General features: G+C 66.3%; 14 protein-coding genes. 3 read left to right on the top strand and 11 right to left on the bottom strand.

All coding sequences use genetic code 11. From position 1 onward, the window contains the following. Nucleotides 1-5: 5 nt before the first annotated feature. Nucleotides 6-2120 carry a glycosyltransferase gene (locus RHOSA_RS21365; RefSeq protein WP_051431956.1) on the bottom strand — a complete coding sequence of 705 codons (2115 nt, stop codon included), beginning with the start codon at nucleotides 2118-2120 and terminating at the stop codon, nucleotides 6-8. Continuing rightward, nucleotides 2121-3515, bottom strand: coding sequence for an HlyD family secretion protein (locus RHOSA_RS0108500; protein ID WP_027288338.1), 1395 nt, complete (start codon nucleotides 3513-3515; stop codon nucleotides 2121-2123). Nucleotides 3516-4096: 581 nt separating this feature from the next. On the opposite strand from RHOSA_RS0108500, the gene RHOSA_RS0108495 reads away from it, so the two are divergent. Genes RHOSA_RS0108495 through RHOSA_RS26045 form a run of 3 tightly spaced genes read left to right on the top strand, consistent with a single transcriptional unit; the run spans nucleotide 4097 to nucleotide 6700 of the window. Beyond that, nucleotides 4097-5509 carry a cytochrome ubiquinol oxidase subunit I gene (locus tag RHOSA_RS0108495; protein ID WP_027288337.1) on the top strand — a complete coding sequence of 471 codons (1413 nt, stop codon included), beginning with the start codon at nucleotides 4097-4099 and terminating at the stop codon, nucleotides 5507-5509. Between the two features lie 13 nt (nucleotides 5510-5522). Continuing rightward, a complete protein-coding gene (cydB, locus tag RHOSA_RS0108490) occupies nucleotides 5523-6524 on the top strand; it encodes a cytochrome d ubiquinol oxidase subunit II (RefSeq protein WP_027288336.1) in 1002 nt (333 codons plus the stop codon). Beyond that, nucleotides 6524-6700, top strand: coding sequence for a DUF2474 domain-containing protein (locus RHOSA_RS26045; RefSeq protein WP_081728586.1), 177 nt, complete (start codon nucleotides 6524-6526; stop codon nucleotides 6698-6700). The genes cydB and RHOSA_RS26045 overlap by 1 nt, the downstream gene beginning before the upstream one ends. 14 nt (nucleotides 6701-6714) lie before the next feature. Here the strand turns inward: RHOSA_RS26045 and RHOSA_RS0108480 are convergent, their stop codons facing one another. The 9 genes from RHOSA_RS0108480 to tolQ all read right to left on the bottom strand — a co-directional run bounded on the left by RHOSA_RS0108480 (nucleotide 6715) and on the right by tolQ (nucleotide 16787). Further along, nucleotides 6715-6960: a DUF2312 domain-containing protein gene (locus RHOSA_RS0108480; protein ID WP_027288335.1), complete on the bottom strand. Its 246-nt coding sequence runs from the start codon at nucleotides 6958-6960 to the stop codon at nucleotides 6715-6717. A 234-nt stretch (nucleotides 6961-7194) separates the two neighbouring features. Continuing rightward, entirely contained in the window at nucleotides 7195-9117 is a 1923-nt protein-coding gene (gene ftsH / locus RHOSA_RS0108475; RefSeq protein WP_027288334.1) for an ATP-dependent zinc metalloprotease FtsH, read from the bottom strand. A 166-nt stretch (nucleotides 9118-9283) separates the two neighbouring features. Continuing rightward, complete coding sequence (tilS, locus tag RHOSA_RS21360; protein ID WP_081728585.1) at nucleotides 9284-10648, bottom strand: tRNA lysidine(34) synthetase TilS; 1365 nt, start codon at nucleotides 10646-10648, stop codon at nucleotides 9284-9286. 80 nt (nucleotides 10649-10728) lie between these two features. Next, nucleotides 10729-11940, bottom strand: a complete 1212-nt coding sequence (gene ybgF, locus RHOSA_RS24135; protein WP_051431955.1) for a tol-pal system protein YbgF — start codon at nucleotides 11938-11940, stop codon at nucleotides 10729-10731. Between the two features lie 181 nt (nucleotides 11941-12121). Beyond that, on the bottom strand, nucleotides 12122-12694 hold the full coding sequence (pal, locus tag RHOSA_RS0108460; RefSeq protein ID WP_027288333.1) for a peptidoglycan-associated lipoprotein Pal: 573 nt from the start codon (nucleotides 12692-12694) through the stop codon (nucleotides 12122-12124). Between the two features lie 235 nt (nucleotides 12695-12929). After that, the gene (tolB, locus tag RHOSA_RS0108455) at nucleotides 12930-14282 is read right to left on the bottom strand and encodes a Tol-Pal system beta propeller repeat protein TolB (RefSeq protein ID WP_027288332.1); all 1353 of its coding nucleotides are present in this window, start codon (nucleotides 14280-14282) and stop codon (nucleotides 12930-12932) included. A 214-nt stretch (nucleotides 14283-14496) separates the two neighbouring features. Further along, complete coding sequence (tolA, locus tag RHOSA_RS24130; RefSeq protein WP_027288331.1) at nucleotides 14497-15606, bottom strand: cell envelope integrity protein TolA; 1110 nt, start codon at nucleotides 15604-15606, stop codon at nucleotides 14497-14499. A 3-nt stretch (nucleotides 15607-15609) separates the two neighbouring features. Further along, nucleotides 15610-16062, bottom strand: a complete 453-nt coding sequence (tolR, locus tag RHOSA_RS0108445; RefSeq protein ID WP_027288330.1) for a protein TolR — start codon at nucleotides 16060-16062, stop codon at nucleotides 15610-15612. Nucleotides 16063-16064: 2 nt separating this feature from the next. Further along, nucleotides 16065-16787: a protein TolQ gene (gene tolQ, locus RHOSA_RS0108440; RefSeq protein ID WP_027288329.1), complete on the bottom strand. Its 723-nt coding sequence runs from the start codon at nucleotides 16785-16787 to the stop codon at nucleotides 16065-16067.

Below are 16787 nucleotides of genomic sequence, written 5' to 3'. Positions count from 1 at the left end.
ACGCGCTACGCGACCCGACTGTCGTCCTGATCCGCGACCAGCTCGCGCACGGTCCCGGTGCGGCGCATGCGTCGAAATTCCGCCAGCACCAAATCCGGCGGCTCTGACGGGGGGTTGCCCGCCACGGGATGCGGCGCGTGATCGGGGGCGAACAAACGCGCCAGCATACCCAGCGCGACCTGCCAGCCGTTGTCGTTACGCGTGGCGTTGTCCATCCCCTGGGTGAACAGCTTGGCGATCAACAAGTCGCGGTCCCCGCCTTGAGGCAGGTAGAAGCGCACGCCGAACCGCCGCCCGTCCTGGCCGACGCGCATCACTTCGCCCGGCAAGTCCCCCACCCCCTCGATCTGAGTCCAAATCCAGTCGCCGCGCTGGACGGGGACCCGTGGAGCTTCGTCGGCCACGAGCTGGGCACCGCCAAGAGAGAGGTCCAGAAGCCGGACGTCCAACTGCCCAAACGCGCCGCGCAGGCGGGCCGGCTCGTCCAGTTCGAAGCGCTCCTCCGCCCGCCGTGCCGGCGCCGCAAAGGCGGTGATCCCGACCAGCATCAGGATCAGCATGTTGTAGGCGCTCCAGATCGCCACCAAGGGGATCAGGGCGCTGCGGTCGATGATCCGGGTGTTGAAGTCGGCATTCAGCAACAGGCCGAGCGCCGTGGCACCGATCAACAGGCTGCACAGACGCACCGTGACCGGGTCATAGCGCTTGCCGCCGGCGTCCTTACCCTTGGGCGTCACCTTGAAGGCGTGGCCGAACGGCTTGATCATCGTCACCAGGACCGTCGGCAGCAGGCGAAACGCCTGCAACACGCCCAGTACCGTGGCGGCGAGCGGGAAATAGGCCGATGGCGCGAAAAAGCGCATCGCCATCAGGATCGCGAACAAAGCGGGTAGCTGATAGATGAACACCGTCTCGACGGTTGCGTTCATCAACGGCAACAAACCGGTCAGCAGATAGATCGCCGGGATCGCCATACCGGTGACCTGCACCAGCGACTGGGTCAGCCAGTGCGTGGGCAGGAACAGAAAGCGCGCGCGCAGCGGCAAGCCCGACCCAAAAGGCCCATTCTTCAGGTACAGCAGTTGCAGTCCACCGCGCGCCCAGCGGGCGCGCTGGACGAAGAAGGCCTCTAACGATTCCGGCGCCAGGCCGATCGCCAGCTTCTCGTTCAGGTAGCGGGTGATGTAGCCCCGGCGCATCAGCGCAAGCGTCAGCAGGATATCCTCGGTGATCGAGTCGGTCGGCATGCGGTTGCCGATCTCCGCGATGGCGGAACGCCGCGTGATCGAGTTGGAGCCGCAGCAGAAAGCACAGTCCCACCCATCGCGCCCGGCCATGATCTCGTCAAAGAACAGGCGCTGATCGTCCGGCAACGTCCGCCGAAGCGCCAGGTTCGCCTGCATCGGGTCGTGGTTGAAGAAATTGTGCGGGGCCTGGACGATCGCGACCTTCGGATCTTCGAAGAAGCCGATCATGCGGTACAGGATGTCCCGACGCGGGATGAAGTCGGCATCGAGAATCAGGAAGAAGTCGCCGTCGGTGCGCTGGATCGCGGCGTTGATGTTACCGGCCTTGGCGTGCGCGTTGCCGTCGCGGGTGAGATACCGCGCGCCTTTCGCCGCCGCCAGTTCGGCCAGCCAGGGCCGGCTGCCATCGTCCAGGACATAGACGTTCAGCTGCGTGCCCGGCCAGTCGATACACAGCGCGCCGACCAACGTCTTCTCAAGCACCTCGATGGATTCGTTATAGGTGGCAATGAATACGTCCACCGTCGGCAGGTCAGCGAGCGACCGGCTGCGCAAACGCGCTTCGTGTTGGTCGGCCTCGGGGCTGCGGTTGGTCCGGCGCAGCAAGGTCGCAAACAGGATCGCCGCGTCCCCCAGCGCCAGCAGCTCGATCGCGAACAGGAACCAGACCCAGAGCGACTGCGTCGAGAGGTCGTTGGCCGGCAGCAACGTGACCGGTATCCGCCAAGCCATATAGTGTAGCACGACGATCGTCACGAAGCCGACCACCAGCCAGCGCCCCACCGCGTTCTGCCGCCCCAGTAGCGGGGCAAGACCTGTAAAGACACCGATGACGAGCAAGAGCGGGATCAGGCTGTCGAGCTGCGGCCACATTCACTCGCTGCCTTGGTGCTCAGAAGACCGGAAGCCAGCCGTCGATGCCGGCAGTCTCCCGCGGCTGGCTGCCTCGGGGGGATCCGGCATCTGCGGCGCGGCGATTCCGGGTCCGGCGCGCGCGCCAACTGCTTCGCTAACGCCGCTATCGAGCGTCTGCCATAGCGCCATAGCCCAGCCGCGCACGGCCGTTGCCGCCGTGCCGATCATCCCAGACGTATCTCGGGAAAAGTAGACTTCCGCCGTGCGGCCGATGTTGCAGAAGGTACTCGCCGAACGATCCAGCCCGACCCCTTCCAGCGACACCAGAACGCGCAACTGGCCACGTTCGACCTGCGGCACGCGGGCGGCCAGATTTGGCCCTTCCTTGCGAGCCCCGGCCCCGCGCACCGCGATCACGGGCGCGCGCAAGGTGCGGTCGCTGCCCTTGAGGTGCACACGCGCGATGTCGCCGGCCTGGATGGCTTCGAAATAGCCTTCGCTAACGGCCACTTCGACGAACCGCTGTTCGCAGTCAGCGACCTGCAGAACCACCTGCCCGGTCGAAATCGGGTCTCCACGCACGCCGCTCGCACTCCAGACCACGCCGCGCATCGGCGCGGTGGGACGGAACGCCTCCGTCCGGTCACGCCGGGCACGCTCCTCGGCCAATTGGTGGCGGGCTCCCGACAACTCCGCGGCCAAGCGTGCTTCGCTGCGGGCAAGCTCGCTCAGGCGCAGGGCCACCTCGTCGGCGCGCTGCTGGGAATAGGGCACGTCGTGCACGCCGGCACGGACGAAGGTACCTTCCCGGGCCGCCACCACCTCCGACGTCAAGCCGTCCAGCCGCGCCTGCAGTTCGTTCACCCGGGCCCGGGCCACCTGCGCGACCGTAACGCGCTCATCGTGCTCGGAATTGGGGGTGAGCCCCTTGGCCTGTAGGTTGCGGCTGCGCGCAAGCGCCGCGTCAGCCTCCTTGGCTTCGGCCCGCGCACCTTCAAGCGCGGCTTGCGTCTGCTCGATCTCGTGGCGCAGACGTTTCAACGCATGGCTGCGATAGCGGCTCTGGCGGGCGTGCAGATCCTCGGCCAGTTGCTCAAGCTGCGTCCGCTGCCGGGCGACCGCCGCGAGACGCTGCTGCAGCGTTTGGGTGCGTGCCTCAAGTTCGCTTTGATAGCGCCGATCCGGGCTTTCCGAGACGGCCTTAAACAACAGCTCATCCGGTTGCACCCGGGCGCCGACGGGCTTCGACGGCTCCGCGACCCGGCCGTTAAAGGGTGCAACGATCGGGGACAGGGGCGCGTTGACGACCGCGGAGGTTGAGACCCGGCTGGTGACGTAGGGCGCCACTGTCCAGATCACCACGCCAAAAATGGCGAGCGTCAAGCCGATACGGATGACGCGGCCCTTCTGCATCTCTACCTCTACCTGAATGGGACGGGTCCGATGGCCCTTGGCGTGCAAACACCTTCTACCGCCTATGGGCAGCATTTATCTTTATATCACTAAAATATGAATAATCTGTAAATTACTTGGGTTATTACCACCGTTATATTGGATTTAACTTCATTATTTATTGCATAATAAATTTACAATACAATGATATTCATGAGAGGAAAACTTGGAACAATCCAAGTTTCGACTAAACATCCAGCAATCAAGCCCGGCACTATCTTGAGCGGTCTATAAATACACGTTTATACACCACGCCACAGATCGCGGTCGGGCGCTCTCAAGACCCTACAAATTATACCGGTGCCGGCTGAACCGGGCAGGAGCGCCGCAACCGTTGCCGCTCCCCGCACATGGGCGCATGAAATAATATTGAGATGTGTAGGGTCCCACATCGGCGTGTGCAACGATGGCGACCAGCCTGTCCGCGCGTACGTGTGTCACATGCGCGCAGACTAATTTAGAATCATTGAAAGCTGAACATGCACGCTTAAAGTCTCATCCTGTATAGAGCTTTCCCGAACGCCGGTTTTCCGGAGGCATCGATGCTCGACGCGCTCTCCGCGCTCGATCTGGCGCGTATCCAGTTCGCCTTTACCATCTCGTTCCACATCATCTTCCCGGCCTTCTCGATCGGGCTGGCGAGCTACCTGCTGGTGCTCGAGAGCCTGTGGTTCTGGACCAAGGACGACGCCTACGCGACGCTGTTCGCCTACTGGAAGAAGATCTTTGCCGTCGCGTTCGGCATGGGCGTCGTCTCGGGCATCGTGATGTCCTACCAGTTCGGCACGAACTGGAGCGTCTTTTCCGACAAGGCCGGGCCGATCGTGGGCCCGCTGATGGGCTACGAGGTGCTGAGCGCTTTCTTCCTGGAGGCCGGTTTCCTCGGCATCATGCTGTTCGGCTTCAACCGGGTGGGGCCGAAGCTGCACCTGTTCGCCACCGCCATGGTGGCGGTCGGCACGCTGTCGTCGGCCTTCTGGATCCTGAGCGTGAACAGCTGGATGCAGACCCCGGCGGGCTTCGCGATCAACGACGCCGGACAGTTCGTGCCGGAGGACTGGTGGGCGATCGTGTTCAATCCCTCCTTCCCCTACCGGCTGGGGCATATGGTGCTGGCCGCCTACCTGACGACCGCCTTCGTGGTCGGCGGCGTGGGCGCCTGGCACCTGCTTAAAAACAGCCGCGACCGCGGCGCGCGGATCATGTTCTCGATGGCGATGTGGATGGCCGCCCTGGTGGCGCCGCTGCAGATCGTGGCCGGCGACCTGCACGGCCTGAACACGCTGGAGCACCAACCGGCCAAGATCGCGGCAATGGAAGGCCACTACGAGACGCATACGGACGGCGCGCCGCTCTATCTGTTCGGCATCCCCGACGACGAGGCCGGTGAGTTGCACTATTCCATCGGCATCCCGAACCTCGGCTCGTTCATCCTGACCCACGACTGGGACGGCGCGGTGAAGGGTCTGGACGCCTTCCCGGAAGACCAGCGTCCACCGGCCGCCTGGGTGTTCTGGTCGTTCCGGATCATGGTCGCCCTCGGCCTCGCGATGGTCGGTGTCGGCCTCTGGAGCCTGATCCAGCGTCGGCGCAGGCAACTCTATGACGACACCTGGCTGAAGCGCGCGGCCGTGGCGATGGCGCCCTCAGGCTTCGTCGCCGTACTCGCCGGCTGGGTCACCACGGAGGTCGGCCGGCAGCCCTATACGGTCTACGGGTTGCTGACCACGGCCGACTCCGCCTCAGCCGTCGGCGCACCAGCGGTCGCGACCTCGCTGGTCGCCTTCATCCTCGTCTACTTCACGCTGTTCGGCGCTGGCACGGTCTACATCCTGCGCCTGATGGCGAAGCCGCCGGAGGCCGGCGAGAGCGACCGCCCCGAGGGGCCGACCCGCTCGGCCGGGCTGACGCCCGCGGCCTCGGTCGCGCCCGACAAGGTCTTCCCCGCGGAATAGGAGGCACACCGCCATGATCGATCCAGCAACCATCTGGGCCGCGCTGATCGCGGTGGCGGTCCTGGCCTACATCCTGCTCGACGGCTTCGACCTCGGCATCGGCATCCTCTACCCGCTGGTGAAGAGCGAGCAGGACCGCGACATCATGATGAACTCGGTCGCCCCGGTCTGGGACGGCAACGAGACCTGGCTGATCCTGGGCGGCGGCGGCCTGTTCGCGGTGTTCCCGCTGGCCTACGCGACGATCCTGCCGGCGCTCTACGCGCCGCTGATCGCGATGCTGCTGGCGCTGGTGTTCCGCGGGGTGGCGTTCGAGTTCCGCTGGCGCAGCAAGCGGCACAAGCACTTCTGGTCGGCGGCCTTTTCCGGCGGCTCGATCCTCGCGGCGTTCGCCCAGGGGGTGGCGCTGGGCGCGCTGGTCCAGGGCATCGAGGTCGCCAACCGCAGCTACGCCGGCGGCTGGTTCGACTGGCTGACGGTGTTCAGCGTGATGACCGGCTGTGCGCTGGTGGTCGGCGACGCGCTGTTGGGCGCGACCTGGATGGTGATGAAGACCGACGGCCACCCGCGCCAGCAGGCCGTGCGCCTCGCCTGGGTATTCGGCGCGCTGACGCTGGCGGCGATCGGCTCGGTCAGTCTGTGGACGCCGTTCCTGAACGACGCCTACCTCGCCCGCTGGTTCGATTGGCCCAACCTGGTTCTGAGCGCGGTGATGCCGCTACTGGTGCTGGGCGCCGCCTACGCCCTGGTGCGCGGCCTGCAGCGCGGGCCGGACGCCCTGCCCTTCCTGGCCGCCAACGGCCTGTTCGTGCTCTGCTACATCGGCATCGGGATCAGCTTCTATCCCTACATCGTGCCGCACTCGGTCACGATCTGGAACGGCGCGGCGCCCGACAGCAGCCTGTGGTTTCTGCTCGCCGGCACGGCCGTGCTGCTGCCGATGATCCTGGGCTACACCGCCTATGTCTACTGGGTGTTCCGCGGCAAGGTCGACCCAAACGAGGGCTATCACTGATGGCGCGCGCCAGATTCCCGAAAGTCGGCGTGGTCCACGAGGACCGCGCCGACCCCACGACCGCCGGCGCCGACCGCACTTGGAAACGCCTCGCCTGGTTCGCCGGCCTGTGGGCCGCCAGCGTCGCGGCACTTGGCGTCGTCGGCTACGCGATCAAGCTGGCGCTGGGGCAGTAGACCCGCGCGGGTGGCTACTCCATGCCGATCGCGCTTTTGTAGATGTGCAGCAGCTCTTCCTGCTCGCTGCGGTCCTGCTGGTCCATCTTGCGCAGGCGCACGATCTGGCGCATCACCTTGGTGTCGAAGCCGTTGGACTTGGCCTCGGAGTAGACCTCGCGGATGTCGGCCTGCAAGTTGGCCTTCTCCTCCTCCAGCTTCTCGATCCGCTCGATGTAGGACTTCAGCTGATCGCCGGTGATGCCTTGGGTATCGGCCATGGTGCTCGGATTACGCCTTTACGTCTGACAGCTCTTGGGAACCGCGGGCGACTCGATAGTCAATCGCCCCGCGCCGGGACGCGGACCCTACAAACCCGTGCCGGCACGCGCAACGTGGCTGAGGCGTCAGCGGGCCGTATCGGTGTTGGGCGAGGAGCAGCTATCCCCATACGAAAACGGCCGCCGAGAACGTGCCCCGGCGGCCGTGGTCGTTACGGTTCTGTGTGATGAGACCTAGCCGCCCTGCGGCTCCGGCTCCAGACCGCCGGTGGCGCCGCCCTTGTTGCGGCCACTGCTCGGCACGGACGCGCGCCGGCCGGAGTGGCTCTTCTCGCCACCACCGGGATCGGAGCGGTCGATGTTCTCGCCGTTCAGCAGCTTCTGCACCTCGCTCGCCGACAGGGTCTCATACTCCAGCAGGCCCTTCGCCAAGGTGTGCAGATCGTCGAAGTGGGTGGTCAGGACTTCCTTGGCCTTGGACTCCGCCTCGGCAATCACGCGGTGGATCTCCTCGTCGATCAGGCGGGCGGTGTACTCCGACAGGTTCTTGCGCTGGGCAACCTGGTGGCCCAGGAAGATGTCCTGCTCGTTCTCGGAGTAGCGCAGCGGGCCCAGGCGCTCGCTCATGCCCCACTCGGTGATCATCCGGCGGGCCAGATCGGTCGCCTGCTTGATGTCGTTGCCGGCGCCGGTGGTGACGTGCTCCTGACCGTAGATCAGCTCCTCGGCCACCCGGCCGCCGAACATCATCGCCAGCCGCGCGGTGATTTCCGACTTCTTGTAGCCGTAGCGGTCCTTCTCCGGCAGCGACATGGTGACACCCAGCGCCTGGCCGCGCGGGATGATCGTCACCTTGTGCAGCGGATCGTTGCCGTCGACGAACAGGGAGATCAGGGCGTGGCCGGCCTCGTGATAGGCGGTCAGCTCCTTCTCCTTCTCGTCCATCACCATGGAGCGCTTCTCCGCGCCCATCAGGACCTTGTCCTTGGCGAGCTCGAAGTCGTTCATGGTGACCACGCGCTTGTTGGCGCGCGCGGCGACCAGCGCCGCCTCGTTGACCAGGTTGGCGAGGTCCGCGCCGGAGAAGCCGGGCGTGCCGCGCGCGATCACCTTGGGATCGACATCGGGGGCCAGCGGCACCTTGCGCATGTGCACGCGCAGGATGCGCTCGCGCCCCAGCACGTCCGGGTTGGGCACGGTGATCTGCCGGTCGAACCGACCCGGGCGCAGCAGCGCCGGGTCGAGCACGTCCGGGCGGTTGGTGGCGGCCACCATGATCACGCCCTCGTTCGCCTCGAAGCCGTCCATCTCGACCAGCAGCTGGTTCAGGGTCTGCTCACGCTCGTCGTTGCCGCCGCCGAGGCCGGCGCCGCGGTGCCGGCCGACCGCGTCCAGCTCGTCGATGAAGACGATGCAGGGCGCGTTCTTCTTGGCCTGCTCGAACATGTCGCGCACCCGGCTGGCGCCCACGCCGACGAACATCTCGACGAAGTCGGAACCGGAGATGGTGAAGAACGGCACGTTGGCCTCGCCGGCGATCGCGCGGGCCAGCAGCGTCTTACCGGTGCCCGGAGGGCCCACCAGCAGCATACCCTTGGGGATACGGCCGCCCAGGCGCTGGAACTTCTGCGGATCGCGCAGGAAGTCGACGACCTCCTCCAGCTCCTGCTTGGCCTCGTCGATGCCGGCGACGTCGTCGAACGTTACCCGTCCGGTCTTTTCGGTCAGCAGTTTGGCCTTGGACTTGCCGAAGCCCATCGCCTTGCCGCCGCCGCCCTGCATCTGCCGCATGAAGAAGATCCACACGGCGATCAGCAGCAGCATCGGGAACCAGGAGATCAGAATCGACAGGAGGGGGTTCACCTCCTCCTCCGGCTGGGCGGAGATCCGCACGCCGTTGTTGCGCAGCCGCTCGACCAGATTCGGGTCCTGCGGCGCGTAAGTCTGGAACTGCCGGCCGTCGCGGAACTGGCCAGAGACCTCCTGCCCCTGGATGGTGACGCGCGACACCTGGCCGCTTTCCACCTGATCCATGAAATCGGAGAAGGCCATCTGCTGTTCCGGCCCGCGCTGGGAGCTGCCCTGGAACAGGTTGAACAGGGCGAACAGCAGCAGCACGATGATGATCCAGAGTGCTGCGTTGCGGCTGAAGTTCACGGTATCGTTTCCTCTACCTCTGCCGGCGGGCCCTACGGCCGGGGCCTGTTAGACCGGATAACGTCGCGTCCGGGTGCGGCCACCATCGCCGATTCAAAGCGCCGCAGACCCAAAATCCGATTTCCGGCGGCGGGCAGCCGGCCCGCGCGCCTCATGTGCGAACACCTTAAGACATAGTGTGCGCTTCGTCTTGAACAACTGTAAAGCCGGCGCCTGTCAGCGCGCGGCGGGGCGCATAGCGCCAGTCCGCGAGCCACGCACATCCATTTGACTCAAGATGGGACAACTCCGGGACCGCGACCAGTCCCCGGGCGCCATCTGCAGCACATTCTTGTGCCTCGAAAACGCCCATCAGTGCAGGACGCACCGGCCCCGGCAACGCGTGAGCTTTCAATGACGGCTGCCTCTGGGTCAGGCCCGCCCAGCCGGCCCGCCCGAGCGGGCGCAGGATCGCCGAGCCCGGTGCCGTTGGCGACAGCGTCACCTCGAACCGACCATCGACCACCGCCGCCTCGCCGGGGTGGAGGGTCATCGCGGCGACCCGCTCCCACTCCCGCACCACGAGGAGCCCGGCCTTGCACGGGATCACCTGACAGCCCCCGAGGGTGCGCGTCGCGCTCAGCCCTGTCCGCAGCTCCCCGGCCAGACGCTCCAGCCGGCCGCCGCGCGGCGGGTAGATCGCCCCGCCAACCGCCAGCAGAGCGCGCGCCAACGCGCCATCGGCCACTTCAGGCCGGGCGTCGCGGAACATGCCGGGATCCAGCCGGGCAAAACCGGCCGGATGCAACGTTACCGCGCGGGCGAGCAGCGCATCCTGCGCGGCCTCGACCGTCCGCCGGGCGGTGCCGAGGGCCCCGGCCAAGGCATTGATATGCGTCACCGTAAGCCCGTCTTCGGCCAAATGCGGCAGCAAGGCGCGCATATGCACGCGCAGATGATCGGGATTGCGGTTGCTCGGATCGTCCACCCAGCCAAGCCCACGGTCGCGCAGCGTGGCGATCAGGCGGCCTTTCGGCAGGTCGATCAGCGGACGGATCAGCCGCACTTCCGGCATCTCGCGCTGATGCGCCATACCGGCCAGACCGTCCAGCCGGCTCTGCCCCTTCAGGCGCAGCAGCACCGTCTCCGCCCGGTCCGCACGGTGGTGGCCGAGGGCGAGGTGCAGGATGCCTTCCTGGGCACAGACGGCGCGCAGCCGGTCGTAGCGTTCCTCCCGGGCGTGCTGCTGGCGCACCCGTTCGGGCCGTTCCCCCTGCCAGCCGACGACCCGGTGCTCGATCCCGCGCGCGGCCAGCACCTCGCCGACCCAACGCGCCTCCTCCGCAGCCTCCGGACGCAGGCCGTGATCGACCGTGATGCCGAGGACACGCCCCCCGCGCGCGGCCGCCCAATTGGCCAGCAACAGCGTCAGCGCCAGGCTGTCCGGTCCGCCCGACACCGCCACCGCGACAACAGGTCGCGGCTCGAACGGATCGAACGCCGCCATCCGGGCGGCGACCTCCTCGGCCGTGACGGGCGCCCCGTCGGTCATGTCAGACGCCCGATCATCACAGGCCGCGCGTGGCGCCGCCTCTCCGACGCCTGCTCTATGAACCACAGACGACGTCGGGATCACCCCTGGCCGCAGCTGAGGCGACTTTGCTCGCGTTGGGCGCGCTGGAGGATGTTCTGCTTGGCATCGGGATAACGGGATTGCAGCTCGGCGAAGATGCCGCAGGCATCCTCGGTGCGGTCGATCTGGGCGAGCGACATACCGAGCTTGAGCAGGTTATCCGGCGCCTTCTGGCTGTCGGGATAGGTCTGGAACCCCTCGGCGAAGGTCACGGCGGCACGCTCGTAGTTGCCGCGGACGTAGAAAGTCTCGCCCAGCCAATACTGAGCGTTGCCGGCCAGCGTATGCTCGGGATGTTGGTTCAGGAACTTGGTGAGCGCCTGCTCGGCCTGGGCATAATCGGCTTGGCGTAGCAGGCCGAAGGCGTAGTCGTACTGCTCCTGTGGCGAGCCGTCGGGCAGTTCGACCTCGGCGGCGGCCGTTTGCTGCCCCTGACCACGGCCCTGAGTCTCCGCTTGTTGGCTCTGGCCCTGCTGGCCGGACCCGGTCTGCTGGTTGTCGCGGTTCTGACGCAGCTCGTCGACCGCGCGCTGGGATACCTGGCCCAACGTATCCCCGCCTTGGCCTTGGCCGTTCTGACCGTTTTGTCCGGACTGCGCGCGCTGGCTGGCCTGGCCCTGCTGCGTTCCCTGGCGCTGATTGCCCTGGCGGTCGGGCCGCAGGTCCTGGGCCTGCCGACCTCCCTGATCACCGCCCGACCGGCTGGTTTGACCTGGGCCCTGACCGGTCTGCGCGCCCTGCCCCGTCTGTTGGCCGCCCCCGGTGGCAGAGACGCCCGCCGCCTGCTCCAGCTGGCTCAGCCGGTAATCGACATCCTTCGCCCGGGTATCCATCCGCTGGGTGAGCTGACGCAGATCGTACTGTACCCGCTCCAAACGACCGGTGAGGTCCTGCACCGCCCGCTCCAGCTGACTCAGCTTCTGCTGCAGGCGCGCGGCCGCGGTCTGGGTCATGCCGCCACCGCTGCCCGATGTCGGAGCGCTGCTTGCCGCCGGCGCAGTGCCGCCACCCTCGCCGCTGTAGACCTGCCGCTGCAAATCGTTCAACTCGCGCTGCAGCCGGTCGACCTTGTTGGTGAGGCGTTCCACGCCGCTCTGCGCGTGCGCCTGCGGTGCCGGCACGCTCCACACCAGAAAGCCCGTGACGAGCGCGGTGAGCAGAAGCCTCGGCGCCTTCGAGCAGCAGATCGGAGAAGTCGGGAAAGCGGTCATGGGAATTCCGTCGCTGATGTCGCGGTGCAAAAAGAAACAGGTGTGGCGTCAGGATATCTGCCGCGCGATTCGGGCACAAATGTGGTTCGCACACGACAGCGCCCGTCCGGCGGTAACACCGAACGGGCGCCATCTCATCCGGTTGCCCACCGCTTAGCAGAGGAGGGCATCGGGCGCGTCCTTAGGACGAGGGCGTGCCCTCGACCACGAAGACGGCGCGGCGGTTCTGCGCCCAGGCGTCCTCGTTGGAGCCCTGAACGGCCGGACGCTCCTCGCCGAACGACACCGTCTGGACCCGGTTGGGATCGATGCCGAGCACGATCAGGTAGTCGCGCACCGCGTTCGCGCGGCGGGCGCCCAAGGCGAGGTTGTATTCCCGCGTACCGCGCTCGTCGGCGTGCCCTTCGACGATGACCTGCTTGTTCGGATACTGCTTCAACCAAGCGGCCAGCTTCTCGACCGTGGCCTGCGCCTCGCTCGACAGCTGATACGCGTCGAAACCGAAGAAGACTCGGTCGCCGACGTTGACGACCAGGTGCTCCTGCGTGCCCGGCTCCGGACCGGCCATCTCCCCGCCGCTGACACTGCCCGTGTCGGCACCAGCTCCGCCGCTGGCCAGATCGTCGGCACTGCCGGTCGACTGCGAGGCAGTCTGCGAGCCGGTACCGTCCATATCACTCTGGTTCTGGGGCCCGGTTTCACAGGCGGTCAGCAACAGCGCCGCGGCGAACAGGGTCAGCAACTTTAAACGCATCGTCTATCCTCTCGATGTCGTCCGGACCTCATCCAGGGAATGGCCGGGTCGATGGTGTGTTGGTCGGATCGGCGTCTACGGGGCGATCGCGCCGAAACACGACACGGCCCCCGTTAAGTCGAAGTTGCGCGGACTATACGAACGGGTTCTCTCCCGATCAAGATTCATGACTTGCGGCGTCAAAGTACTTGAGCGTTTAACCTGCGCCTTCCTTTTCAATCGAATTTGATCGATCTCACGGAATCGCAGGCGACCATGCCGGATCCGAAGCGTCTTGGGGGGTGGGAATTTCCCGCTCGTTATATCCCGTCAAGTCGATCGTGTAGAGCTTGCTTGCATAACGCCCCTGATCGTCGGCGCGCGTGCGCCGGAAGAAGCAGATCACCCGGCCATTCGGCGCCCAGGTCGGCCCCTCCACACGATAGCCTTCGGCCAGCATCCGCTCGCCGCTGCCGTCGGGACGCATCACGCCGATATAGAACGTGCCCTGGTGCTGTCGGGTGAAGGCGATCATGTCGCCGCGCGGCGACCACACCGGGGTCGAGTAGCGTCCGTCGCCGAACGAAATCCGCTGCACGTTCGAGCCATCGGCGTCCATCGTATAGAGCTGCAGGCTGCCGCCGCGGTTGGAGTTGAACACCACGCGCTCGCCGCTCGGCGCGAACGAGGCGGAGATGTCGATCGCGCTCGAATTGGTCAGACGACGGCGCTCGCGCGTGCGCAGGTCGATCACGTAGATTTCGCTGTTGCCCTGGTTGTCGAGCGCGATGATCACGCTGTTGCCGTCGGGCGCAAAGCGCGGAGCAAAGGTCATGCCGGGGAACTCGCCCAGCACTTCCTGCTGTCCGGTGTTCAGGTTGAACAGATAGATCCGGGGCGAGTGCCCCTGATAGGAGACGTAGGTGATCTCCTGGCGGGTCGGCGAGAAGCGCGGGGTCAGCACCAGGCTGGAGCCATCAGTCAGATAGCGGTGGTTGGCGCCGTCCTGGTCCATGATCGCCAGGCGTTTCGTCCGTTTGTCCTGCCGGCCGCTTTCCGAGACGTAGACGATGCGGGTGTCGAAGTAGCCCTCTTCACCGGTCAGGCGCTGATAGATCGCGTCCGAGATGATGTGCGCCACCCGCCGCCAGTTGCCCGGTGTGGTGAAGTACGCCTTGCCGATCATCTGGTTCTCGCCGAAGACATCCCACAGCCGGAACTGCACCCGCAGCCGACCGTCTGCCTGCTGTTCGGCTTTCCCGCTGACCAGCGCCTGGGCGTCGATCAACCGCCAGTCCTGAAACCGCGGCCCGCCCCGCAAGGCCTCCGGGCTCTGGATGAAGGCCCCCTGCTCGATCGGCTTGAACAGGCCGGACCGGCGCAAATTGTCCCGGATCACGCCGGCGACGTCCTGGCCGACCGACCGGGTCTGCTGGGTCTCGCCGTAGAAATCGGTGATCGCGATCGGCAGCGGCTCGACGTAGCCGCGCGTGATGTCGATCTCCAGCTCCGCACGCGCTTCGCGCACAAAGCCGGTCGGGCCGGCAGCAAGCGCGCCAGCGGCGCACAGCGTTCCGGTCAGAAAGCGCCGACGGGTGGGAAGGGTCATGCTTGGCTCGTCTCTCGCTTCAGGAAGCTACGCGGTGACACGCACCGACCGGCGCGCGAATCGCGCCCGCACGGGCCGGGCGCCCCGATGGTAACGGCGCCATAGCCTCGCACTAAGGCGAAAATCGGGCATCTGCCAAGTGACCGCTGTGTGCCGCAGCCGCGCGACAAACGGATCTCAATACGCAGGGGACCCGTTTTGGTCGCTCTTGCGTCTACCCGCCCAGCATCTCCTGCGGGTCGAAGTTGAGCAGCAGGGTCTGCCACTGGTCGTACTTCTCCGGCGGCAGCCCCTTGAGCGGCGAACAGATGCGTACCGCGCGCATCGCGCTTTCCGCCGCCGCGCGATAGAAGTTCTCGCCCATCCGCTCGCGCGAGACCAGCTCGGCGCTGCGCACGCTGCCATCGCGGTCCAGACGCACGCGGACCTCAATGCGCAGATCCTCCGCATTGCGCGCGCCCACGGGCGGACTCCAGCAGGAAGCGAGCTGCTGACGGATCGCGTCGATCTGACTGGCCGTTAACTGCTGGGCGATCTGATCCGCCTCGGGCGAGCGAACGGCCTGCTGGGCATCCTGAGTCTGCTCGCCTTCCTGGCTGGTCTGGTTCTGAGCGTCCGGATCCGGGTTGTCCTGCGCCTCCTTGGAACCGGCGAAGTCCTTTTCGACATCCTTGAGGATCGAGTTCAGATCGCGCTTCTGCTGCTTCGGCGGCTCCTGCTGTTCCGGCTCTTCGCGTTGCTCGGGCTCCGGTTGCTCAGGCTTCTCCGCCACCTGGCGCTCCGGCTTGCGCGACGGCGCGGGGGTGGCTTCATCCGCCGTCTGGTCGGACGTCTCGTCTGGCTGCTGTTCGGCGGTCTGCGTTTCCGGCTCCGGCTCGTTCTGCTCCGGCTTGGGCGCAACCTCGGGCTTCTGCGGTGGCTGCGGCGCCGGTTCCGCCTGAGGCTCGGGTTCAGGCGGCGATTCCGGTTCCGGCTCGGGCGCCGGTTCTGGCTCAGCCGGCGCCTGCTGCTGTGGCTCGGGCGCGGGAGGCTCCGGCGCCGGTTCGGGCGCGGTCGGCTGGGCGTTCTGCGGTTCCGGCGGGGCGGGCGCGGGCGGCGGAGCTTCCTGCTCCGCTTGCTTGGGCGGCTGTTCCGGCTTGGACTCAGCGGGCGGCTGCTCCTGCTCGATCTCCGGCGCCGCCTGGGCGAACTGTTCCTCGCTCACGACATCGACCGGCACGGGCTCGCGCACCTGCAGGTCCTCGCCAAAGTCCGGAATCCCAATGATCAACGCGGCAACCAAGCCGACGTGCAGCCCAAGCGAGAACAGCAGCGCCTTACGCATCGCCTAGCCCTGCTCGTCCTGTTCGGTGATCAACGCGACCTTTTCGAAGCCCGCGCCATTGAGGCGGCCCATCACCTGCATCACACGGCCATAGGCGATTTCCCTGTCGCCGCGCACGAAGATGCGGGTGTCGGGCTTGCGTTCGGTGATCGCGTTCAACCGGGTCACGAGGTTCTCGAACGGCACCTCCGTCTCCTGGATGTAGATCGACCCGTTACGGTCGACCGTGACCACCAGTGGCTCGGTGTTCTCGTTGATCGGAGACGCCTGACTCTTCGGCAGGTCGACCGGGACACCGACGGTGAGCAGCGGGGCGGTCACCATGAACACGATCAAGAGGACCAGCATCACGTCGACGAACGGCGTGACATTGATGTCGCTCATCGGGGTGTAGCTACGCCGGTGGCCGCGCCGACGCCGCCGGATGCCGCCACCGCCCTGAAGACCGCCCGCCATGGCTAGCGCACCTCCTCGACCTGGCGCGATAGGATCGCGGAAAACTCGCCGGCAAAGTTCTCCAGCCGCTCGGCGTAGCGGGCGATATCGGTCGATAGCTTGTTATAGGCGATCACCGCTGGAATCGCCGCGACCAGGCCAAGCGCGGTGGCGAACAACGCCTCCGCGATCCCGGGGGCGACCACGGCGAGCGAGGTGTTCTCGGTCGCGGCGATCGAGGTGAAGGAGTTCATGATCCCCCACACCGTCCCGAACAGACCGACGAACGGCGCGGCCGACCCGACGCTTGCCAGGAAGATCATGCGCCGCTCGATCGACTCCATCTGCCGGCCGAGCGTGATGTCCATCACCTTCTCGATGCGCTGCTGCAGACCCTGGACGCTGGCGGTCATCTCGGACTGGGCACGACTGGCGAAGCGCCGCCATTCCCGCATCGCGGCGAGAAAGATCGATGCCATCGGGTCGTTGGCGCGCTCGGACATGCGGTCGTACAGATCGTCGAGCGAGCCGCCCGACCAGAAGGCTTCCTCGAACTGGTTCGCCGCCCGCTTCAATCGACGCAGCATCATCGCCTTGTCGAAGATGATCGCCCAGGACCAGACCGACGCCGCGATCAAAAGCAACATCACCAGTTTGACGACGATGTCAGCCTGGAAGAACAGGCCTGTCAGCGAGATGTCGTGCGCCGCCTGCCCTGCCGCGCCGGCGAGGGAATCGTTCTCCAT

The organism is Rhodovibrio salinarum DSM 9154 (assembly GCF_000515255.1).
Taxonomy (GTDB): domain Bacteria; phylum Pseudomonadota; class Alphaproteobacteria; order Kiloniellales; family Rhodovibrionaceae; genus Rhodovibrio; species Rhodovibrio salinarum.
Note: the sequence above shows the minus strand (reverse complement) of the source record. Positions and strands in the feature narration are given on the sequence as shown.